The sequence below is a fragment of the Citrobacter sp. CK191 genome (assembly GCF_030333435.1).
In the GTDB taxonomy this organism is placed as follows: Bacteria; Pseudomonadota; Gammaproteobacteria; order Enterobacterales; family Enterobacteriaceae; genus Citrobacter_B; species Citrobacter_B koseri.
Genome location: NZ_JAOWFX010000034.1, coordinates 273,908 through 288,226 on the forward strand (window position 1 = coordinate 273,908; position 14,319 = coordinate 288,226).

The 14,319-nt window shown below is 55.9% G+C and carries 16 protein-coding genes; 13 read left to right on the forward strand and 3 right to left on the reverse strand.

Going from position 1 to position 14,319, the window contains the following annotated elements; translation table 11 throughout:
• Window positions 1-10 precede the first annotated feature (10 nt).
• The gene (locus OGV82_RS21025; RefSeq protein ID WP_080750335.1) at window positions 11-1,123 is read left to right on the forward strand and encodes a methyl-accepting chemotaxis protein; all 1,113 of its coding nucleotides are present in this window, start codon (window positions 11-13) and stop codon (window positions 1,121-1,123) included.
• A gap of 102 nt (window positions 1,124-1,225) precedes the next feature.
• Here OGV82_RS21025 and fbp read toward each other — a convergent pair whose 3' ends face one another.
• Window positions 1,226-2,224, reverse strand: coding sequence for a class 1 fructose-bisphosphatase (fbp, locus tag OGV82_RS21030; RefSeq protein ID WP_024130778.1), 999 nt, complete (start codon window positions 2,222-2,224; stop codon window positions 1,226-1,228).
• A gap of 175 nt (window positions 2,225-2,399) precedes the next feature.
• Here fbp and mpl point away from each other — a divergent pair, with 175 nt between their 5' ends.
• Entirely contained in the window at window positions 2,400-3,773 is a 1,374-nt protein-coding gene (mpl, locus tag OGV82_RS21035) for a UDP-N-acetylmuramate:L-alanyl-gamma-D-glutamyl-meso-diaminopimelate ligase (RefSeq protein WP_024130777.1), read from the forward strand.
• Window positions 3,774-3,805: 32 nt separating this feature from the next.
• On the opposite strand, the gene OGV82_RS21040 is transcribed toward mpl, so the two are convergent.
• Window positions 3,806-4,069, reverse strand: a complete 264-nt coding sequence (locus tag OGV82_RS21040; RefSeq protein WP_127891248.1) for a hypothetical protein — start codon at window positions 4,067-4,069, stop codon at window positions 3,806-3,808.
• 25 nt (window positions 4,070-4,094) lie between these two features.
• Complete coding sequence (gene yjgA / locus OGV82_RS21045; RefSeq protein WP_012134373.1) at window positions 4,095-4,646, reverse strand: ribosome biogenesis factor YjgA; 552 nt, start codon at window positions 4,644-4,646, stop codon at window positions 4,095-4,097.
• Between the two features lie 95 nt (window positions 4,647-4,741).
• Between yjgA and pmbA the strand changes: the two genes are divergently transcribed.
• The 11 genes from pmbA to OGV82_RS21100 all read left to right on the forward strand — a co-directional run bounded on the left by pmbA (window position 4,742) and on the right by OGV82_RS21100 (window position 14,273).
• The gene (pmbA, locus tag OGV82_RS21050) at window positions 4,742-6,094 is read left to right on the forward strand and encodes a metalloprotease PmbA (protein WP_047459405.1); all 1,353 of its coding nucleotides are present in this window, start codon (window positions 4,742-4,744) and stop codon (window positions 6,092-6,094) included.
• A gap of 44 nt (window positions 6,095-6,138) precedes the next feature.
• Window positions 6,139-6,525, forward strand: a complete 387-nt coding sequence (gene cybC, locus OGV82_RS21055; RefSeq protein ID WP_047459403.1) for a cytochrome b562 — start codon at window positions 6,139-6,141, stop codon at window positions 6,523-6,525.
• Window positions 6,526-6,837: 312 nt separating this feature from the next.
• A complete protein-coding gene (locus OGV82_RS21060) occupies window positions 6,838-7,176 on the forward strand; it encodes a glycine dehydrogenase (RefSeq protein WP_180961904.1) in 339 nt (112 codons plus the stop codon).
• Window positions 7,177-7,186: 10 nt separating this feature from the next.
• Window positions 7,187-7,549 (forward strand): SFCGS family glycine-rich protein, encoded by a 363-nt coding sequence (locus OGV82_RS21065; RefSeq protein WP_012134368.1) that lies wholly within the window; start codon window positions 7,187-7,189, stop codon window positions 7,547-7,549.
• A 2-nt stretch (window positions 7,550-7,551) separates the two neighbouring features.
• Window positions 7,552-7,851: a DUF4312 family protein gene (locus OGV82_RS21070; protein ID WP_012134367.1), complete on the forward strand. Its 300-nt coding sequence runs from the start codon at window positions 7,552-7,554 to the stop codon at window positions 7,849-7,851.
• Between the two features lie 22 nt (window positions 7,852-7,873).
• Window positions 7,874-8,650, forward strand: coding sequence for a DUF4311 domain-containing protein (locus OGV82_RS21075; RefSeq protein ID WP_012134366.1), 777 nt, complete (start codon window positions 7,874-7,876; stop codon window positions 8,648-8,650).
• 14 nt (window positions 8,651-8,664) lie between these two features.
• Complete coding sequence (locus OGV82_RS21080; RefSeq protein WP_012134365.1) at window positions 8,665-9,309, forward strand: DUF4310 family protein; 645 nt, start codon at window positions 8,665-8,667, stop codon at window positions 9,307-9,309.
• Between the two features lie 58 nt (window positions 9,310-9,367).
• Window positions 9,368-10,501 (forward strand): amidohydrolase/deacetylase family metallohydrolase, encoded by a 1,134-nt coding sequence (locus OGV82_RS21085; protein ID WP_047459397.1) that lies wholly within the window; start codon window positions 9,368-9,370, stop codon window positions 10,499-10,501.
• Window positions 10,485-11,603 (forward strand): DgaE family pyridoxal phosphate-dependent ammonia lyase, encoded by a 1,119-nt coding sequence (locus OGV82_RS21090; protein WP_047463804.1) that lies wholly within the window; start codon window positions 10,485-10,487, stop codon window positions 11,601-11,603. Before OGV82_RS21085 ends, OGV82_RS21090 begins: the two co-directional genes overlap by 17 nt.
• A complete protein-coding gene (dagF, locus tag OGV82_RS21095; RefSeq protein WP_047459393.1) occupies window positions 11,600-12,340 on the forward strand; it encodes a 2-dehydro-3-deoxy-phosphogluconate aldolase in 741 nt (246 codons plus the stop codon). Before OGV82_RS21090 ends, dagF begins: the two co-directional genes overlap by 4 nt.
• A 22-nt stretch (window positions 12,341-12,362) precedes the next feature.
• A complete protein-coding gene (locus OGV82_RS21100; protein WP_047459390.1) occupies window positions 12,363-14,273 on the forward strand; it encodes a BglG family transcription antiterminator in 1,911 nt (636 codons plus the stop codon).
• Window positions 14,274-14,319 lie beyond the last annotated feature (46 nt).

The window sequence follows — 14,319 nt, forward strand, 5'->3', positions numbered from 1 at the left end:
AAAGATAACGATGCCAAAATCCCTCTCTATTCGTACAAGTTTACTGGTTTTACTGTCTTTACTTACCCTGCTCCTGTTGCTGACGGGCGGTATGGGGCTCTACGCCTCCACCCGTATTATCACTTCCTGGGTCTATTATGGGGTGATGACGGGGGCGACGCTGGCCGCCATCGGCCTGCTGGCGCTGGTATGGCTGATGTTGCGTAATAAGCTCCTGAAACCTCTTGATAATGTTGTTGAGCAACTGGAGCGTCTGGCGACAGGGGATTTATCGCCGACGGTAAGCCGTTTTGCCAGCTCTGAATTTAACCGTCTGAATACCGCCCTTGAAGAGATGCGTGCGGCGCTGAGTGAATCCGTGGTACGCGTTCGTGACGCCAGCACGCAAATTGATACCGGCAGCCGTGAACTGACGGCGGGCAACCTGCATCTGGCGCAACGCACGGAGTCTACGGCCACCTCGCTGGAACAGACAGCCGCCAGCATGGAAGAGCTGACTGCGACGGTGAAACTGAACGCTGAAAATGCCGATCAGGCGCACCAACTGGCGAAATCAGTCTCGGACACCGCCGATCGCGGCAGCGAGATGGTGTGCTATGTCATTGAGAAAATGCGTGATATTTCCGGCAGCTCTGACCGTATCGCCGATATTCTCGGCGTAATTGACGGCATCGCTTTCCAGACCAATATTCTGGCGCTGAATGCCTCCGTTGAAGCGGCGCGCGCTGGTGAACAGGGGCGCGGTTTTGCGGTGGTTGCCGGTGAGGTGCGTAATCTCGCCAGCCGCAGCGCCGATGCTGCGAAAGAGATCCGCGCGCTCATCAGCGACTCGCAAACGCATGTCGGAGAGGGCAGCGATCTGGCGATGCAGGCCGGTGAAACGATGGATGAGATTGCGACAGAAGTGATGCGCATGACCAAACTGATGCGTGAGATTGCCAGTGCTTCTCAGGAACAGAGCCGGGGCATTGAGCAGGTGAATATCGCGGTCAGTCAGATGGATGAAACCGCACAGCAGAACGCGGCGCTGGTACAGCAATCTTCCGCAGCCACCCGTTCGCTGGAAGAGCAGTCCCATGCGCTGCTGGAGGCGATGGCCGTATTTAAGCTACAGGCAGCGTAACCGAACGTAGGCCGGATAAGGCGAAGCCGCCACCAGGCAATAAATTGCCGGATGGCAACGCTGCGCATTTTATCCGGCCTACATCCGTGCGATTAATGATAATTATGCGTCCGGGAACTCGCGGATGAAGCGTTCTACGTCTTCCACCATATGATCGGTGCCGACGAAGAACGGACGGCGCTGGTGCAGGCTTTCCGGCGTAATATCCAGAATGCGCTCTTTACCGTCGCTCGCTTTGCCGCCCGCCTGCTCAGCCAGGAAGGCCATCGGGTTGCATTCGTACAGCAGACGCAGTTTCCCTTCCGGGTGGCTGGCGGTGCTCGGGTAGAGGTAGATCCCGCCTTTCAGCAGGTTGCGGTGGAAATCCGCCACCAGGGAGCCAATATAGCGCGAGGTGTACGGGCGATTCGTGGACTTGTCCTCTTCCTGGCAGAACTTAATGTACTTCTTCACGCCATTCGGGAATTTGATGTAGTTGCCTTCGTTAATGGAGTAGGTGTTACCCTTCTCCGGGAAGCGCATACGCTCCTGGCACAGGCAGAAAACGCCCAGCGACGGATCGTAGGTGAAGGCGTGTACGCCGCAGCCGGTGGTGTAAACCAGCATGGTTGAAGAGCCGTAGACCACATAACCCGCAGCCACCTGCTTGTTGCCCGGTTGCAGGAAATCTTCTTCCGTCACCGGCGTGCCGACAGGCGTTACGCGGCGGTAGATAGAGAAAATAGTACCGACAGAGACGTTAACATCGATGTTGGACGAGCCATCCAGTGGGTCCATCAGCACCACGTATTTCGCGTGTTCGCAGCCTTCAAAGACGACAATTTCATCTTCTTCTTCAGAAGCGATGCCCGCCACAATATCGCGCGCCTTCAGTGCAGCTTTCAGTTTTTCGTTCGCGAACAGGTCGAGTTTCTGCTGAACCTCGCCCTGCACGTTCTCAGCACCGCTGGCACCCAGGATATCGACCAGACCGGCCTTGTTGATATCGCGGTGGATGATCTTGGCGCCCAGCTTTATTGCCGACAACAAAGCAGTGAGCTCACCGGTAGCATGAGAGAACTCGTGCTGCTTTTCGACAATAAATTCACCTAACGTTTTCATAACACTTTCCCTGCAATTGATATGGAGTAAAGCGACCGTAACAATCTTAACAAATATTTCAGCGGCCGCGCTCAGGTGAATCGCGCCAGCAAAGTACGGAATATCCTGAAATGCGTTTCTCACTTGCCTGACATGTGCGTAAAATGGCCCCCAGATTAAAAAAGGGTAGTGACGTATGCGCATTCATATTTTGGGAATTTGTGGCACTTTCATGGGCGGTCTGGCGATGCTGGCGCGCTCGCTCGGTCATGAAGTAACGGGTTCGGACGCCAATGTGTATCCGCCGATGAGCACCCTGCTTGAGAAGCAGGGCATTGATTTAATTCAGGGTTACGACGCCAGCCAGCTCGACCCACAGCCAGACCTGGTGATCATCGGCAACGCCATGACCCGTGGAAATCCGTGTGTTGAAGCGGTGCTGGAAAAGAACATTCCGTATATGTCCGGCCCGCAGTGGCTGCATGACTTTGTTCTGCGCGATCGCTGGGTGCTGGCCGTAGCCGGTACGCACGGTAAAACCACCACGGCAGGCATGGCGACCTGGATTCTGGAAGCCTGCGGTTATCAGCCGGGCTTCGTGATTGGCGGCGTTCCGGGCAATTTCGACGTTTCCGCCCGTCTGGGTGAAAGTCACTTCTTCGTCATTGAGGCGGATGAGTACGACTGCGCGTTCTTCGATAAGCGTTCCAAGTTTGTGCACTACTGCCCGCGCACGCTGATCCTCAACAACCTTGAGTTCGACCATGCGGACATCTTTGACGATCTGAAAGCGATTCAGAAGCAGTTCCACCACCTGGTGCGCATCGTGCCGGGGCAAGGGCGCATTATTTTCCCGGAACACGACATCAACCTGAAGCAGACGATCGCGATGGGCTGCTGGAGCGAGCAGGAGCTGGTGGGCGAGCAGGGGCACTGGCAGGCGAAGAAACTGAACGCGGATGCATCCGTTTGGGAAGTGTGGCTGGACGGTGAAAAAGCCGGTGAAGTGAAGTGGTCGCTGGTCGGTGAACACAATATGAATAACGGGCTGATGGCGATTGCCGCAGCTCGTCATGTTGGCGTAATGCCTGCGGATGCGGCTAACGCGTTGGGATCGTTTATCAACGCCCGTCGTCGTCTGGAGCTGCGCGGTGAAGCCAACGGTGTGACGGTGTATGACGATTTCGCTCACCACCCGACGGCGATTCTGGCGACGCTTGCGGCGTTGCGCAGTAAAGTGGGCGGTACGGCGCGTATTCTTGCGGTGCTGGAACCGCGCTCCAACACCATGAAGATGGGTCTTTGCAAAGACGATCTGGCTCCATCGTTAGGGCGTGCGGATGAAGTGTTCTTGTTGCAACCGCAGCATATTCCGTGGCAGGTGGCGGAAGTCGCGGATGCCTGTGTTCAGCCTGCGCACTGGAGCGGAGATGTGGACGCGCTGGCCGACATGGTGGTGAAAACCGCGCAGCCTGGCGATCATATTCTGGTGATGAGCAACGGCGGGTTCGGCGGCATCCATCAAAAACTGTTGGATGGCCTGGCGAAAAAGGCGGAGGCGGCGGAGTAATCATATGCCCGGTGGCGCTGCGCTTACCGGGCCTACAATCTGTAGGCCGGATAAGACGCGTTGCGTCGCCATCCGGCAATACCAAATGCACCAGGCTGTAGGCCGGATAAGACGCGTTGTGTCGCCATCCGGCAATACCAAATGCACCAGGCTGTAGGCCGGATAAGACGCATTGCGTCGCCATCCGGCAAATACCAATGCACCAGGCTGTAGGCCGGATAAGACGTTTTGCGTCGCCATCCGGCAATACCAAATGCACCAGGCTGTAGGCCGGATAAAACGCGTTGCGTCGCCATCCGGCACACTTAACTCACGTACGCATTACTCTTCGTTTTCCGCCAGCTCACGCAGATACTGGAAGATCTGCCGCGCCGACTTCGGCGGCTTGTTGCCTTCTTTCTCTTTCTTCGCGTTGCGGATCAGCGAGCGAAGCTGCTGACGGTCGGCATTCGGCCACAGGCTCAGCACTTCTTCCACCGCATCATCACCTTCAACGATCAGGCGATCGCGCAGTTGCTCAAGCTTATGGAACAGCACCACCTGCTGGTTGTGGCGGTTTTTCAGCTTATCCAGCGCCTGACGAATAGGTTCAACGTCGCGTTGACGCAGCATCTTACCGATCAGCTGCAACTGACGGCGGCGGCCTTCCATCTTAATACGCTGGGCCAGCTCAATGGCGGCGCGCAGATCCGCATCAAGCGGGATCTTATCCAGCGCGTTTTTCCCCAGATCCACAATTTCCGCGCCCAGGCGTTTTAACTCCTCGGCATCGCGTTTAATTTCACTTTTGCTGACCCAGATAATTTCATCGTCTTCGTCTTCGATGTCATCACCGGGAACGTCGTCGAGCCAGTCTTCGGGCTGCTTTGTCATGTCAGGCTCCTTAAAAAAAGAGGCTAATGTTACCAGTTAAGATGCGCACTGAAAAACGGTTCTCTGTTAGACTTCAGAGAAACTCTCTCTACAGTATGGCATTTGCGATGAAAGTAATCTCACAAGTTGAAGCGCAGCGTAAGATTCTGGAAGAAGCGGTCTCGACAGCCCTGGAGCTCGCCTCAGGCAAATCAGACGGCGCGGAAGTCTCTGTCAGCAAGACCACCGGCATCAGCGTCAGCACCCGTTATGGTGAAGTGGAGAACGTAGAATTTAATAGTGACGGCGCGCTGGGGATCACCGTTTATCACCAGAACCGTAAAGGCAGCGCGTCATCCACCGATTTAAGCCCGCAGGCGATTGCCCGTACCGTACAGGCGGCGCTGGATATTGCTCGCTATACCTCGCCGGACCCGTGCGCGGGCGTGGCAGATAAAGATCTGCTGGCCTTTGAGGCGCCGGATCTCGATCTGTTCCACCCGGCGGAAGTAACCCCGGATGAGGCCATTGATCTGGCTGCTCGCGCGGAACAGGCGTCGTTACAGGCGGATAAACGTATTACCAACACCGAAGGCGGCAGCTTTAACAGCCATTACGGCATCAAAGTGTTCGGCAACAGCCACGGCATGTTGCAGGGGTACTGCTCCACGCGCCATTCGCTCTCAAGCTGTGTCATCGCCGAAGAAAAGGGCGACATGGAGCGTGATTACGCCTACACCATTGGCCGCGCGTTAGGCGATCTGCAAACGCCGGAATGGGTGGGCGCCGAGTGCGCGCGCCGCACGTTATCTCGCCTGGCGCCGCGCAAACTCTCGACCATGAAAGCGCCGGTGATTTTCGCGAATGAAGTGGCGACCGGGTTGTTTGGCCATCTGGTCGGCGCGATTGCGGGCGGCTCGGTATACCGTAAATCGACCTTCCTGCTCGACTCGCTGGGCAAACAAATTCTGCCGGAATGGCTGACCATCGAAGAACACCCGCATCTGCTGAAAGGGCTGGCCTCTTCGCCATTCGACAGCGAAGGTGTGCGCACAGAGCGTCGCGACATTGTGAAAGACGGCGTGCTGACCCAGTGGCTGCTGACCAACTATTCCGCGCGCAAACTGGGGCTGAAAAGCACCGGGCACGCGGGCGGCATCCATAACTGGCGCATTGCCGGGCAGGGGCTGAGCTTTGAACAACTGCTCAAAGAGATGGGCACCGGTCTGGTCGTCACCGAACTCATGGGCCAGGGGGTGAGCGGCATTACTGGCGACTACTCCCGTGGCGCGGCCGGTTTCTGGGTTGAGAACGGCGAGATCCAGTATCCGGTCAGCGAGATCACCATCGCCGGGAATTTAAAAGAGATGTGGCGCAATATCGTCACCGTGGGTAACGATATTGAAACGCGTAGCAATATACAGTGTGGTTCCGTACTGTTACCGGAGATGAAAATCGCCGGGCAGTAGCACTCGTTTGTTTTCTTTTCATAATAAAAATGAGGAAGTGAGCAATGCGTAAAAACCTGTTAGCTGTTCTTGCCATATCATCCCTGGCGTTCAGTTCGGCGGTGTTTTCTGCCGATCTTGAAGACAATATGGACACGCTTAACGACAATCTGAAGGTGGTGGAAAAAACGGATAACGCGACCGAACTGAAAGACGCGTTAAGCAAAATGCGCGTCGCTGCGCTGGATGCGCAAAAAGGCACGCCGCCTAAGCTGGAAGATAAAGCCCCGGATAGCCCGGAGATGAAGGATTTTCGCCACGGTTTAGATACGCTGGTCGGTCAGATTGACGGCGCATTAAAACTGGCGAATGAAGGAAAAATCAAAGAGGCGCAAGCGGCGGCGGAAACGTTTAAAACCACCCGCAACGCGTACCATAAGAAGTATCGTTAATAACGTATGTAGGCCGGATAAGACGCATCGCGTCGCCATCCGGCATTTCCCCTGGGCCATAAGTAATCCCTATTCCCGTCACACTTTTTCACATTAGGCGATCGCGCGAATGTGCTTTTTCTCATCGGTTTTTCCGCTTTTCCTTGCGACGTATGTCACAGTTTTTCAGCGATAAATCGCCAAATCCCCCTTTTCTGTGGAACAGATCACTGTCGCCACTCGCCTTTCCACTTCGAAGTGGAAAACAACTCGCTACAAACTTTTAACCCCCGCCGTTAGTTTTAACCCAGAGCCATTAACGGGGTAAGACGAGTGAATAACGGAGCAGTAATGAACGACATGGGGGAGCAGGTGACGGAGATCGGTGAACTGGCCGATCGCATGCTGGCGCAGGTGTATGCCTTACTCAGCGAACATCACATCATTCCCAACGCCGTACAGGAACAAATGCTGACGTCTCATGTTCGCGCCATGGCGCACCGGTCAGTGACCGGCGAGCCTTTGCCGGAAGTGGATGCCAGTTTATTTGATGAAATTTCAGCCGAATCAATGGTACTTGCCCGCGACATCGTGGCGGCGTTTGGCAACCTTCCAGAGGAAGAAGCCTGGCTGCTGTCAGTACATTTCGAAGTCGCGAAAGACAACCTTTAAGGAGCAAAAAATGGAACAGATTACAGTCGTAATTGGCGATCGTCTGGGTAAGGGCCAGAAAGTGGCGGCAGGTGTGGAAAAAGCCGGTGGTCGTGCGGTGGTGGTGCCGGGCGTGGCGGCGGATATGAAGCTGGGCGACGTGATGAAAGCGGAAAACGCTACCTTTGGCATCTCTTTTTGCGGTAGCGGCGGCGCGGGTGCCATCACGGCGCAAAACAAGTATGGCTACAAAGCCAAATACGGGATGCGCTCTGTGGATGAAGGCGTCACGGCTATCAACGAAGGCTGCAACGTGCTGGGGTTCGGCTTTATGGATAAAGAAGAACTTGGCGAGCGTCTGGTTCAGGCGTGGCAGAAGAAATACGGCGCTTAAGTATGAAAGAACAATTCACCACTACGGTGAGAGTCACCGGTAAAGGCGAAGCCAAAGCGCGCGCCTTTGCCGATGCCCTGAACCACGTTCAGGGCGCGGTGATGAAAGCATCGCCGCATATTTTATTGCGTATTGAGCCACAGGATGTGCAGGTTGTTCAAGCGCGTGAAACGGTGCGCAAAGAAGCGTTTTTATTTGTCTTTTTGCGCCGGGAAAGACGCACCTACAGCGTGGAGCTGGAAGTGACCGTCAACGTGACTGCCATCAATCTCGACAAGGTGGACTTCGTCGCGCAACGCTGATTCTTTATTAAAAGGCATAAATATGTTCCTGATAATATTAATAAAATCGCTCATCATTGGTGGCCTGGTCGGCGTCGGTGTGGGCGCCGGGGCTGCACGCATGTTTCATGCGCCGACTACACAGGGTATGGGCGCGTTTCGTACATTGGGGGAACTGAACTCCTGTGAAGGGGACCCGGCTTCTCACTTCTCCTTCGGTCTGGGCTTCTTCTTCAACGCCTGGGCCTCATCCGTTGCGGCAGGTTCATTCACGCAGGATGTCGATCACCGCATCATCCCGAACTGGGGCGCGGCAGCGCTGATGATCAAAAACCGCAATGTCGGCGAGACGCTGCACGATCCGAAGAAAATGGCGATTGCCTGCGGCATCATCGGCATGATCGTCGTGACCTTCCTCAACCTTACCGCCTCTTCCGTACCGGAAGCGTTGCAGGTTACTGCCGTTAAGGTATTGGTGCCTGCGGCTAACCTGCTGGTGAATACCGTGATGCCGGTTATCTTCTGGCTGGCGGCGATCGACGCCGGGAAAAAATCAGGCTTCTGGGCCACCGTGTTTGGCGGCGCGGCGCAGCTGATCATGGGTAACGCCGTTCCGGGTCTGGTGCTGGGTATTCTGATCGGCAAAGGTGTTGAAGAGAGCGGCTGGAACCACGTCACCAAAGTGATGATGGTCGCCATTGTGGCGCTGTTTGTCCTGAGCGGCTTCTTCCGCGGCTTCGACATGAAGATGATCGAATCCTTCAATATGACCGTGCCGAACTGGCTCGAACTGATCCACGGCTCGCTCAGCGGCAAATAACGGAGGCCATCATAATGGAACAGAATAAAGGTTTTTGGTATGCCGACTGGTCGTTCCCGATCTTTGTAGGCTTGCTCTCATCCGGCGTTTTTGCCGGGACGCATATGTACTACCTGTACGGTATCGGCGCGTTTAACGAAGTGGCCTTTGTGGCAATGCTGAAAGCGGGGATGGACACCGGCGTTTACGGCGCGGTGGCCGCGTTTGGCGCAAGCTTCCTGTTTGCCCGCATTATCGAAGGGTCGCTGGTGGGGATTCTGGACATCGGCGGGGCGATCCAGACCGGCGTCGGTCTTGGGGTTCCGGCGCTGCTGCTGGGCGCAGGGATCGTTTTCCCGGTCGCTAACTTTGTCGCCTCGTTAATCACCGGTCTGGTGATTGGTCTGGCAATTGGCTACGTCATCATTCTGGCGCGTAAGTTCACCATCAATCAGAGCGACTCCACCTACGGGGCGGACGTGATGATGGGGGCGGGTAATGCGTCAGGCCGCTTCCTGGGGCCACTGATCATCCTCAGCGCGATGACCGCCTCGATTCCAATCGGCGTGGGTTCTTTGCTGGGGGCGTTGCTGTTCTATCTCTGGCAGAAGCCGATCACCGGCGGCGCGATCCTCGGCGCCATGATTTTAGGTTCGATCTTCCCGATTGCCATTAGCTAACTGTTGATTTGTAGGCCGGATAAGGCGGTTACGCCGCCATCCGGCAAAGGAGAGAGCGATGTATGATTTACTCCTGCGCCGTGCGCGTCTGGTTGACGATACGGTGAGCGATATCGCCCTGAAGGACGGCAAAATTGCCGCGCTGGGCAATATCCAGCAACCGGCGGCGAAAACCGTCGATCTGCGCGGCGAGTATTACGTTAGCGCAGGGTGGATTGATTCCCACGTCCACTGCTATCCGAAATCCCCGATTTATCACGATGAGCCGGACAGCGTCGGTATTGCGACAGGCGTCACCACCGTTGTTGATGCGGGCAGTACCGGCGCAGACGACATTGATGATTTCTACACGCTGACCCGTGAAGCAGCCACTGAAGTTTATGCGTTGCTGAATATCTCCCGCGTAGGACTGATCGCACAAAACGAACTGGCGAATATGGCCAATGTCGATGCGGACGCCGTGAAACAGGCGGTGAAACGCCATCCGAATTTCATTGTGGGCCTGAAGGCGCGAATGAGCAGCAGCGTAGTGGGTGAAAACGGCATTACGCCGCTGGAATGCGCCAAAGCGATGCAGAAAGAGAACGGCGATCTGCCGTTGATGGTACACATCGGCAACAATCCGCCGGATCTGGATGAGATCGCTGAGCGTCTGACGGCGGGCGATATCATCACTCACTGCTATAACGGCAAACCTAATCGCATTCTGACGCCGGGCGGCGAGCTGCGCGCGTCAATCACCCGGGCGCTACAGCGCGGCGTGCGCCTGGACGTTGGTCACGGCACTGCCAGCCTGAGCTTTGCGGTCGCGCAGCGCGCGATTAGCTTAGGCATTTTGCCGCACACCATCAGCTCGGATATCTACTGTCGTAACCGCATCAATGGCCCGGTTTATTCGCTTGCCAATGTGATGTCGAAATTCCTCGCCATCGGCATGACGCTGCCACAGGTCATCGACTGTGTGACGGCAAATGCCGCTGATGGCCTGAACCTGAAAAGCAAAGGCCGCCTTGAGCCAGGTCTGGACGCCGACTTGACCCTCTTTACGCTCAGGCGCCAGCCAACCGTGCTGGTGGACGCTGAAAACGACAGCTTACAGGCTGAAAAATTGCTGGTGCCGCTTGCCGCCATCCGTGCGGGTAAGGGCTATGTAACCGAACAAGGGAGTGCTGAACGTGACTTCGATTTATGAAAAATACAATCTGAAACAAGTGATTAATACATCAGGGCGCATGACCGCGCTCGGTGTTTCCACCCCGCGCCCGGAAGTGGTGCAGGCGGCAATGGATGGCATGAACCAGTACTTTGAGATGAAAGATCTGGTCAATAAAACCGGGGAGTACATTGCAAAACTGCTGGATGTGGAAGGGGCGACGGTCGTCTCCTGCGCCTCGGCGGGGATTGCCCAGTCGGTAGCGGCGGTACTGGTTCAGGACAGCGACTGGCTGCTGGAAAACCTGCATGTTACCCCGATCGAGAATAACGAAATTGTATTGCCGAAAGGGCACAACGTTAACTTTGGCGCGCCGGTTGGCACGATGGTGGCGCTGGGCGGCGGTAAGCTGGTTGAAGCCGGTTATGCCAACGAATGTTCCGCAGCGCAGCTTGCGGCGGCGATCACTCCGCGCACGGCGGCGATCCTCTATATCAAATCTCACCACTGCGTGCAGAAAAGCATGCTCAGCGTAGAGCAGGCGGCGGTAGTCGCGCGCACGCACAATTTACCATTGATTGTGGATGCGGCGGCAGAAGAGGATTTGCAGTGTTACTACCGCGTCGGCGCGGATCTGGTGATCTACAGCGGCGCGAAAGCGATTGAAGGGCCGACCAGCGGTCTGGTGATCGGTAAAACTCAGTACGTCGAGTGGGTGAAACGCCAGACGGCGGGCATTGGCCGCGCCATGAAAGTCGGTAAAGAGGGCATCCTCGGGCTGACCTGCGCCATCGAGCTCTACCTGAACGCGCAGAAAGAGAGCGGCGCGGAGATGGTCGAAAAAATGACGCCGTTCATTGATGCGCTGAATGCGCTTAATGGCGTGAGCGCCCGCGTGGTGTGGGACAGCGCCGGACGCGATATCGCGCGAACGGAAATTAAATTCGATGAGGCCGTGACCGGCATTGCCACCGGCGATCTGGTGGAAGCCCTCAAACAGGGTGAGTACGCCATCTATTTCCGTGGCTACAAAGCTAACGAAGGCATTATTGAGGCGGATGTCCGCAGCGTAAATCAGGCGCAACTGGAGATTGTGGCACGCCGTATTCGCGACGTGATTAATCAGGAGAAAAAAGCATGAAACTGACCCCTAACTTTTACCGTGACCGCGTTTGTCTGAACGTTCTGGCGGGTTCCAAAGAGAACGCCCGTGAGATTTATGCGGCGGCGGAAGGCCATGTGCTGGTCGGCGTGCTCTCCAAAAATTACCCGGATGTCGATAGCGCGGTGGCGGATATGCGCGAATATGCGGCGCTTATCGACAATGCCCTCTCTGTTGGCCTGGGGGCTGGCGATCCGAACCAGTCGGCGATGGTGAGCGAAATCTCTCGTCAGGTGCAGCCGCAGCACGTTAATCAGGTCTTTACCGGCGTGGCGACCAGCCGCGCGCTGCTGGGGCAGAGTGAAACGGTCGTTAACGGTCTGGTCTCCCCGACGGGGACGCCGGGCAGAGTGAAAATTTCTACCGGCCCGCTGAGCAGCAAAACGCCGGACGGCATTGTTCCCGTTGAGACGGCGATTGCCCTGCTGAAAGACATGGGCGGCAGCTCGATTAAATACTTCCCGATGGGCGGCCTGAAATGCCGTGATGAGTACAAAGCGGTAGCGGAAGCCTGCGCCCGTCACGACTTCTGGCTGGAGCCGACTGGCGGTATCGATCTGGAAAACTTTGGCGAGATTTTGCAGATTGCGCTTGATGCCGGCGTCAGCAAAATCATTCCTCACATTTATAGTTCGATTATTGATAAGGTGAGTGGCAACACCCGTCCAGACGATGTGCGCCAGCTGTTGGCCATTACCCGGACGTGCGTAGGTTAATAGCAAGAGTGAGGTAAGTGACGTGCGATTCCCCAACCAACGTTTGGCACAGCTGTTTGATATGTTGCAAAACGAGACGCTGCCGCAGGATGAGCTGGCGCAGCGGTTGTCGGTTTCCACGCGCACCGTGCGGGCGGACATTACTGCGTTGAATGCGTTGCTGACGCAGTATGGCGCGCAGTTTGTTCTGAGCCGGGGCAACGGTTATCAGCTCCGAATTGACGATCCGGCCCGCTATCAAACCCTGCGGGAGCAGCAGCCGAGTACGCTGCGCATCCCGCGAACCAGCCAGGAACGGGTGCACTATCTGGTGGTTCGTTTCCTGACGTCCGCTTTCTCGCTCAAACTGGAAGATCTGGCGGATGAGTGGTTCGTCAGCCGCGCGACGCTGCAAAATGATATGGCGGAAGTTCGCGAGTGGCTGCGCCGCTATCATCTGACGCTGGAAACCCGCCCGCGCCACGGCATGAAATTGTTCGGCAGCGAGATGGCGATCCGCGCGTGTCTGACCGATCTTCTGTGGACGCTGGCGCAGCAGGACCCGGCGAACCCGCTGATTGTGGAAGAAGCGCTTAACGCGGGCGTGCCGGAGCAATTGCAGCCGATTTTGCAGGAAATATTTACCCGTTTTCGTATTCGTCTGACAGATGAAGGCGAGCTGTTTTTACGCCTGTATTGCGCCGTCGCGGTACGGCGCATCAGCGAAGGGTATCCGCTGTCGGAATTTACCACGGAAGAGGTGGAGGACAACGTCTGCTTCGCGGCGCGGGATATTGCGGCGGTGCTGCAACACCTGGCGGATAAACCGCTGTCGGCGTCTGAAGAGAACTGGCTGAAGGTACACATTGCCGCACGGCAGGTGCAGGAGATTGCTCCCAGCGCCATCAATGCCGATGACGATGAAGCGCTGGTTAACTATATCCTCCGTTTTATCAACACGCAGTACAACTATAACCTGTTGAATGACAAACAGTTACATGCCGACCTGCTCACCCACATCAAAACGATGATCACGCGAGTGCGCTATCAGATCATGATCCCCAATCCGCTACTGGAAAACATTAAGCAGCACTACCCTATGGCGTGGGATATGACGCTGGCGGCCGTGTCGGGTTGGGGAAAATACACGCCGTATACCATCAGCGAAAACGAGATTGGTTTTCTGGTATTGCATATTGGTGTTGGGCTGGAGCGTAGTTACAACATCGGTTACCAACGGCAGCCTAAAATCCTGCTGGTATGTGACGCGGGAAATGCGATGGTACGCATGATCGAAGCGGTGCTGGCGCGGAAATATCCGCAGATTGAGATCGTGAGAACCCTGACTCTGCGTGACTATGAGCAGCGGGACAGCATTGCCGAAGATTTTGTCATCTCTACCGCGCGCGTCAGCGAAAAAGATAAGCCGGTGGTCATGATTGCGCCATTCCCTACCGACTACCAGCTGGAGCAGATCGGCAAGCTGGTGCTGGTGGACAGAACCCGCCCGTGGATGCTGAACAAATACTTCGACGCCGCTCACTTTCGCATTATCGACAGTGCAATGGATCAGCAGACGCTGTTTAAGACATTGTGCGATCAGCTGCAAAGCGAGGGGTTTGTGGATGCGGAGTTTCTCGACTCGGTGGTTGAGCGTGAAGCCATTGTCAGCACAATGTTAGGCGACAGCATCGCCCTGCCGCACGCCCTGGGATTGCTGGCGAAGAAAACGGTGGTCTATACCGTGCTCGCGCCGCAGGGCATCGTCTGGGGAGATGAGACGGCGCACGTCATCTTTTTACTCGCCATCAGTAAAAGCGAGTACGAAGAAGCAATGGCGATCTACGATATTTTTGTCACTTTCTTGCGTGAGCGCGCCATGACGCGACTCTGCGCCAGCCAGAATTTTGCCGAGTTCAAAGCGGTAGCGATGGAGTGCGTGAGCCGTTTTTGAGAGGCGTTTTTCAGAAATGAATGTTAATGCAAATGTAATGCTATAA

Excerpts from the sequence above, each read along its gene's own strand:
- mpl (WP_024130777.1), top strand. The coding sequence starts at position 2,400 with ATGCGCATTCATATTTTGGGAATTTGTGGCACTTTCATGGGCGGTCTG.
- OGV82_RS21070 (WP_012134367.1), top strand. The coding sequence starts at position 7,552 with ATGAAAGAACAATTCACCACTACGGTGAGAGTCACCGGTAAAGGCGAA.
- OGV82_RS21065 (WP_012134368.1), top strand. The coding sequence starts at position 7,187 with ATGGAACAGATTACAGTCGTAATTGGCGATCGTCTGGGTAAGGGCCAG.
- pmbA (WP_047459405.1), top strand. The coding sequence starts at position 4,742 with ATGGCATTTGCGATGAAAGTAATCTCACAAGTTGAAGCGCAGCGTAAG.
- fbp (WP_024130778.1), bottom strand. The coding sequence starts at position 2,224 with ATGAAAACGTTAGGTGAATTTATTGTCGAAAAGCAGCACGAGTTCTCT.
- dagF (WP_047459393.1), top strand. The coding sequence starts at position 11,600 with ATGAAACTGACCCCTAACTTTTACCGTGACCGCGTTTGTCTGAACGTT.
- OGV82_RS21085 (WP_047459397.1), top strand. The coding sequence starts at position 9,368 with ATGTATGATTTACTCCTGCGCCGTGCGCGTCTGGTTGACGATACGGTG.
- cybC (WP_047459403.1), top strand. The coding sequence starts at position 6,139 with ATGCGTAAAAACCTGTTAGCTGTTCTTGCCATATCATCCCTGGCGTTC.
- yjgA (WP_012134373.1), bottom strand. The coding sequence starts at position 4,646 with ATGACAAAGCAGCCCGAAGACTGGCTCGACGACGTTCCCGGTGATGAC.
- OGV82_RS21040 (WP_127891248.1), bottom strand. The coding sequence starts at position 4,069 with ATGGCGACGCAACGCGTTTTATCCGGCCTACAGCCTGGTGCATTTGGT.
- OGV82_RS21075 (WP_012134366.1), top strand. The coding sequence starts at position 7,874 with ATGTTCCTGATAATATTAATAAAATCGCTCATCATTGGTGGCCTGGTC.
- OGV82_RS21080 (WP_012134365.1), top strand. The coding sequence starts at position 8,665 with ATGGAACAGAATAAAGGTTTTTGGTATGCCGACTGGTCGTTCCCGATC.
- OGV82_RS21025 (WP_080750335.1), top strand. The coding sequence starts at position 11 with ATGCCAAAATCCCTCTCTATTCGTACAAGTTTACTGGTTTTACTGTCT.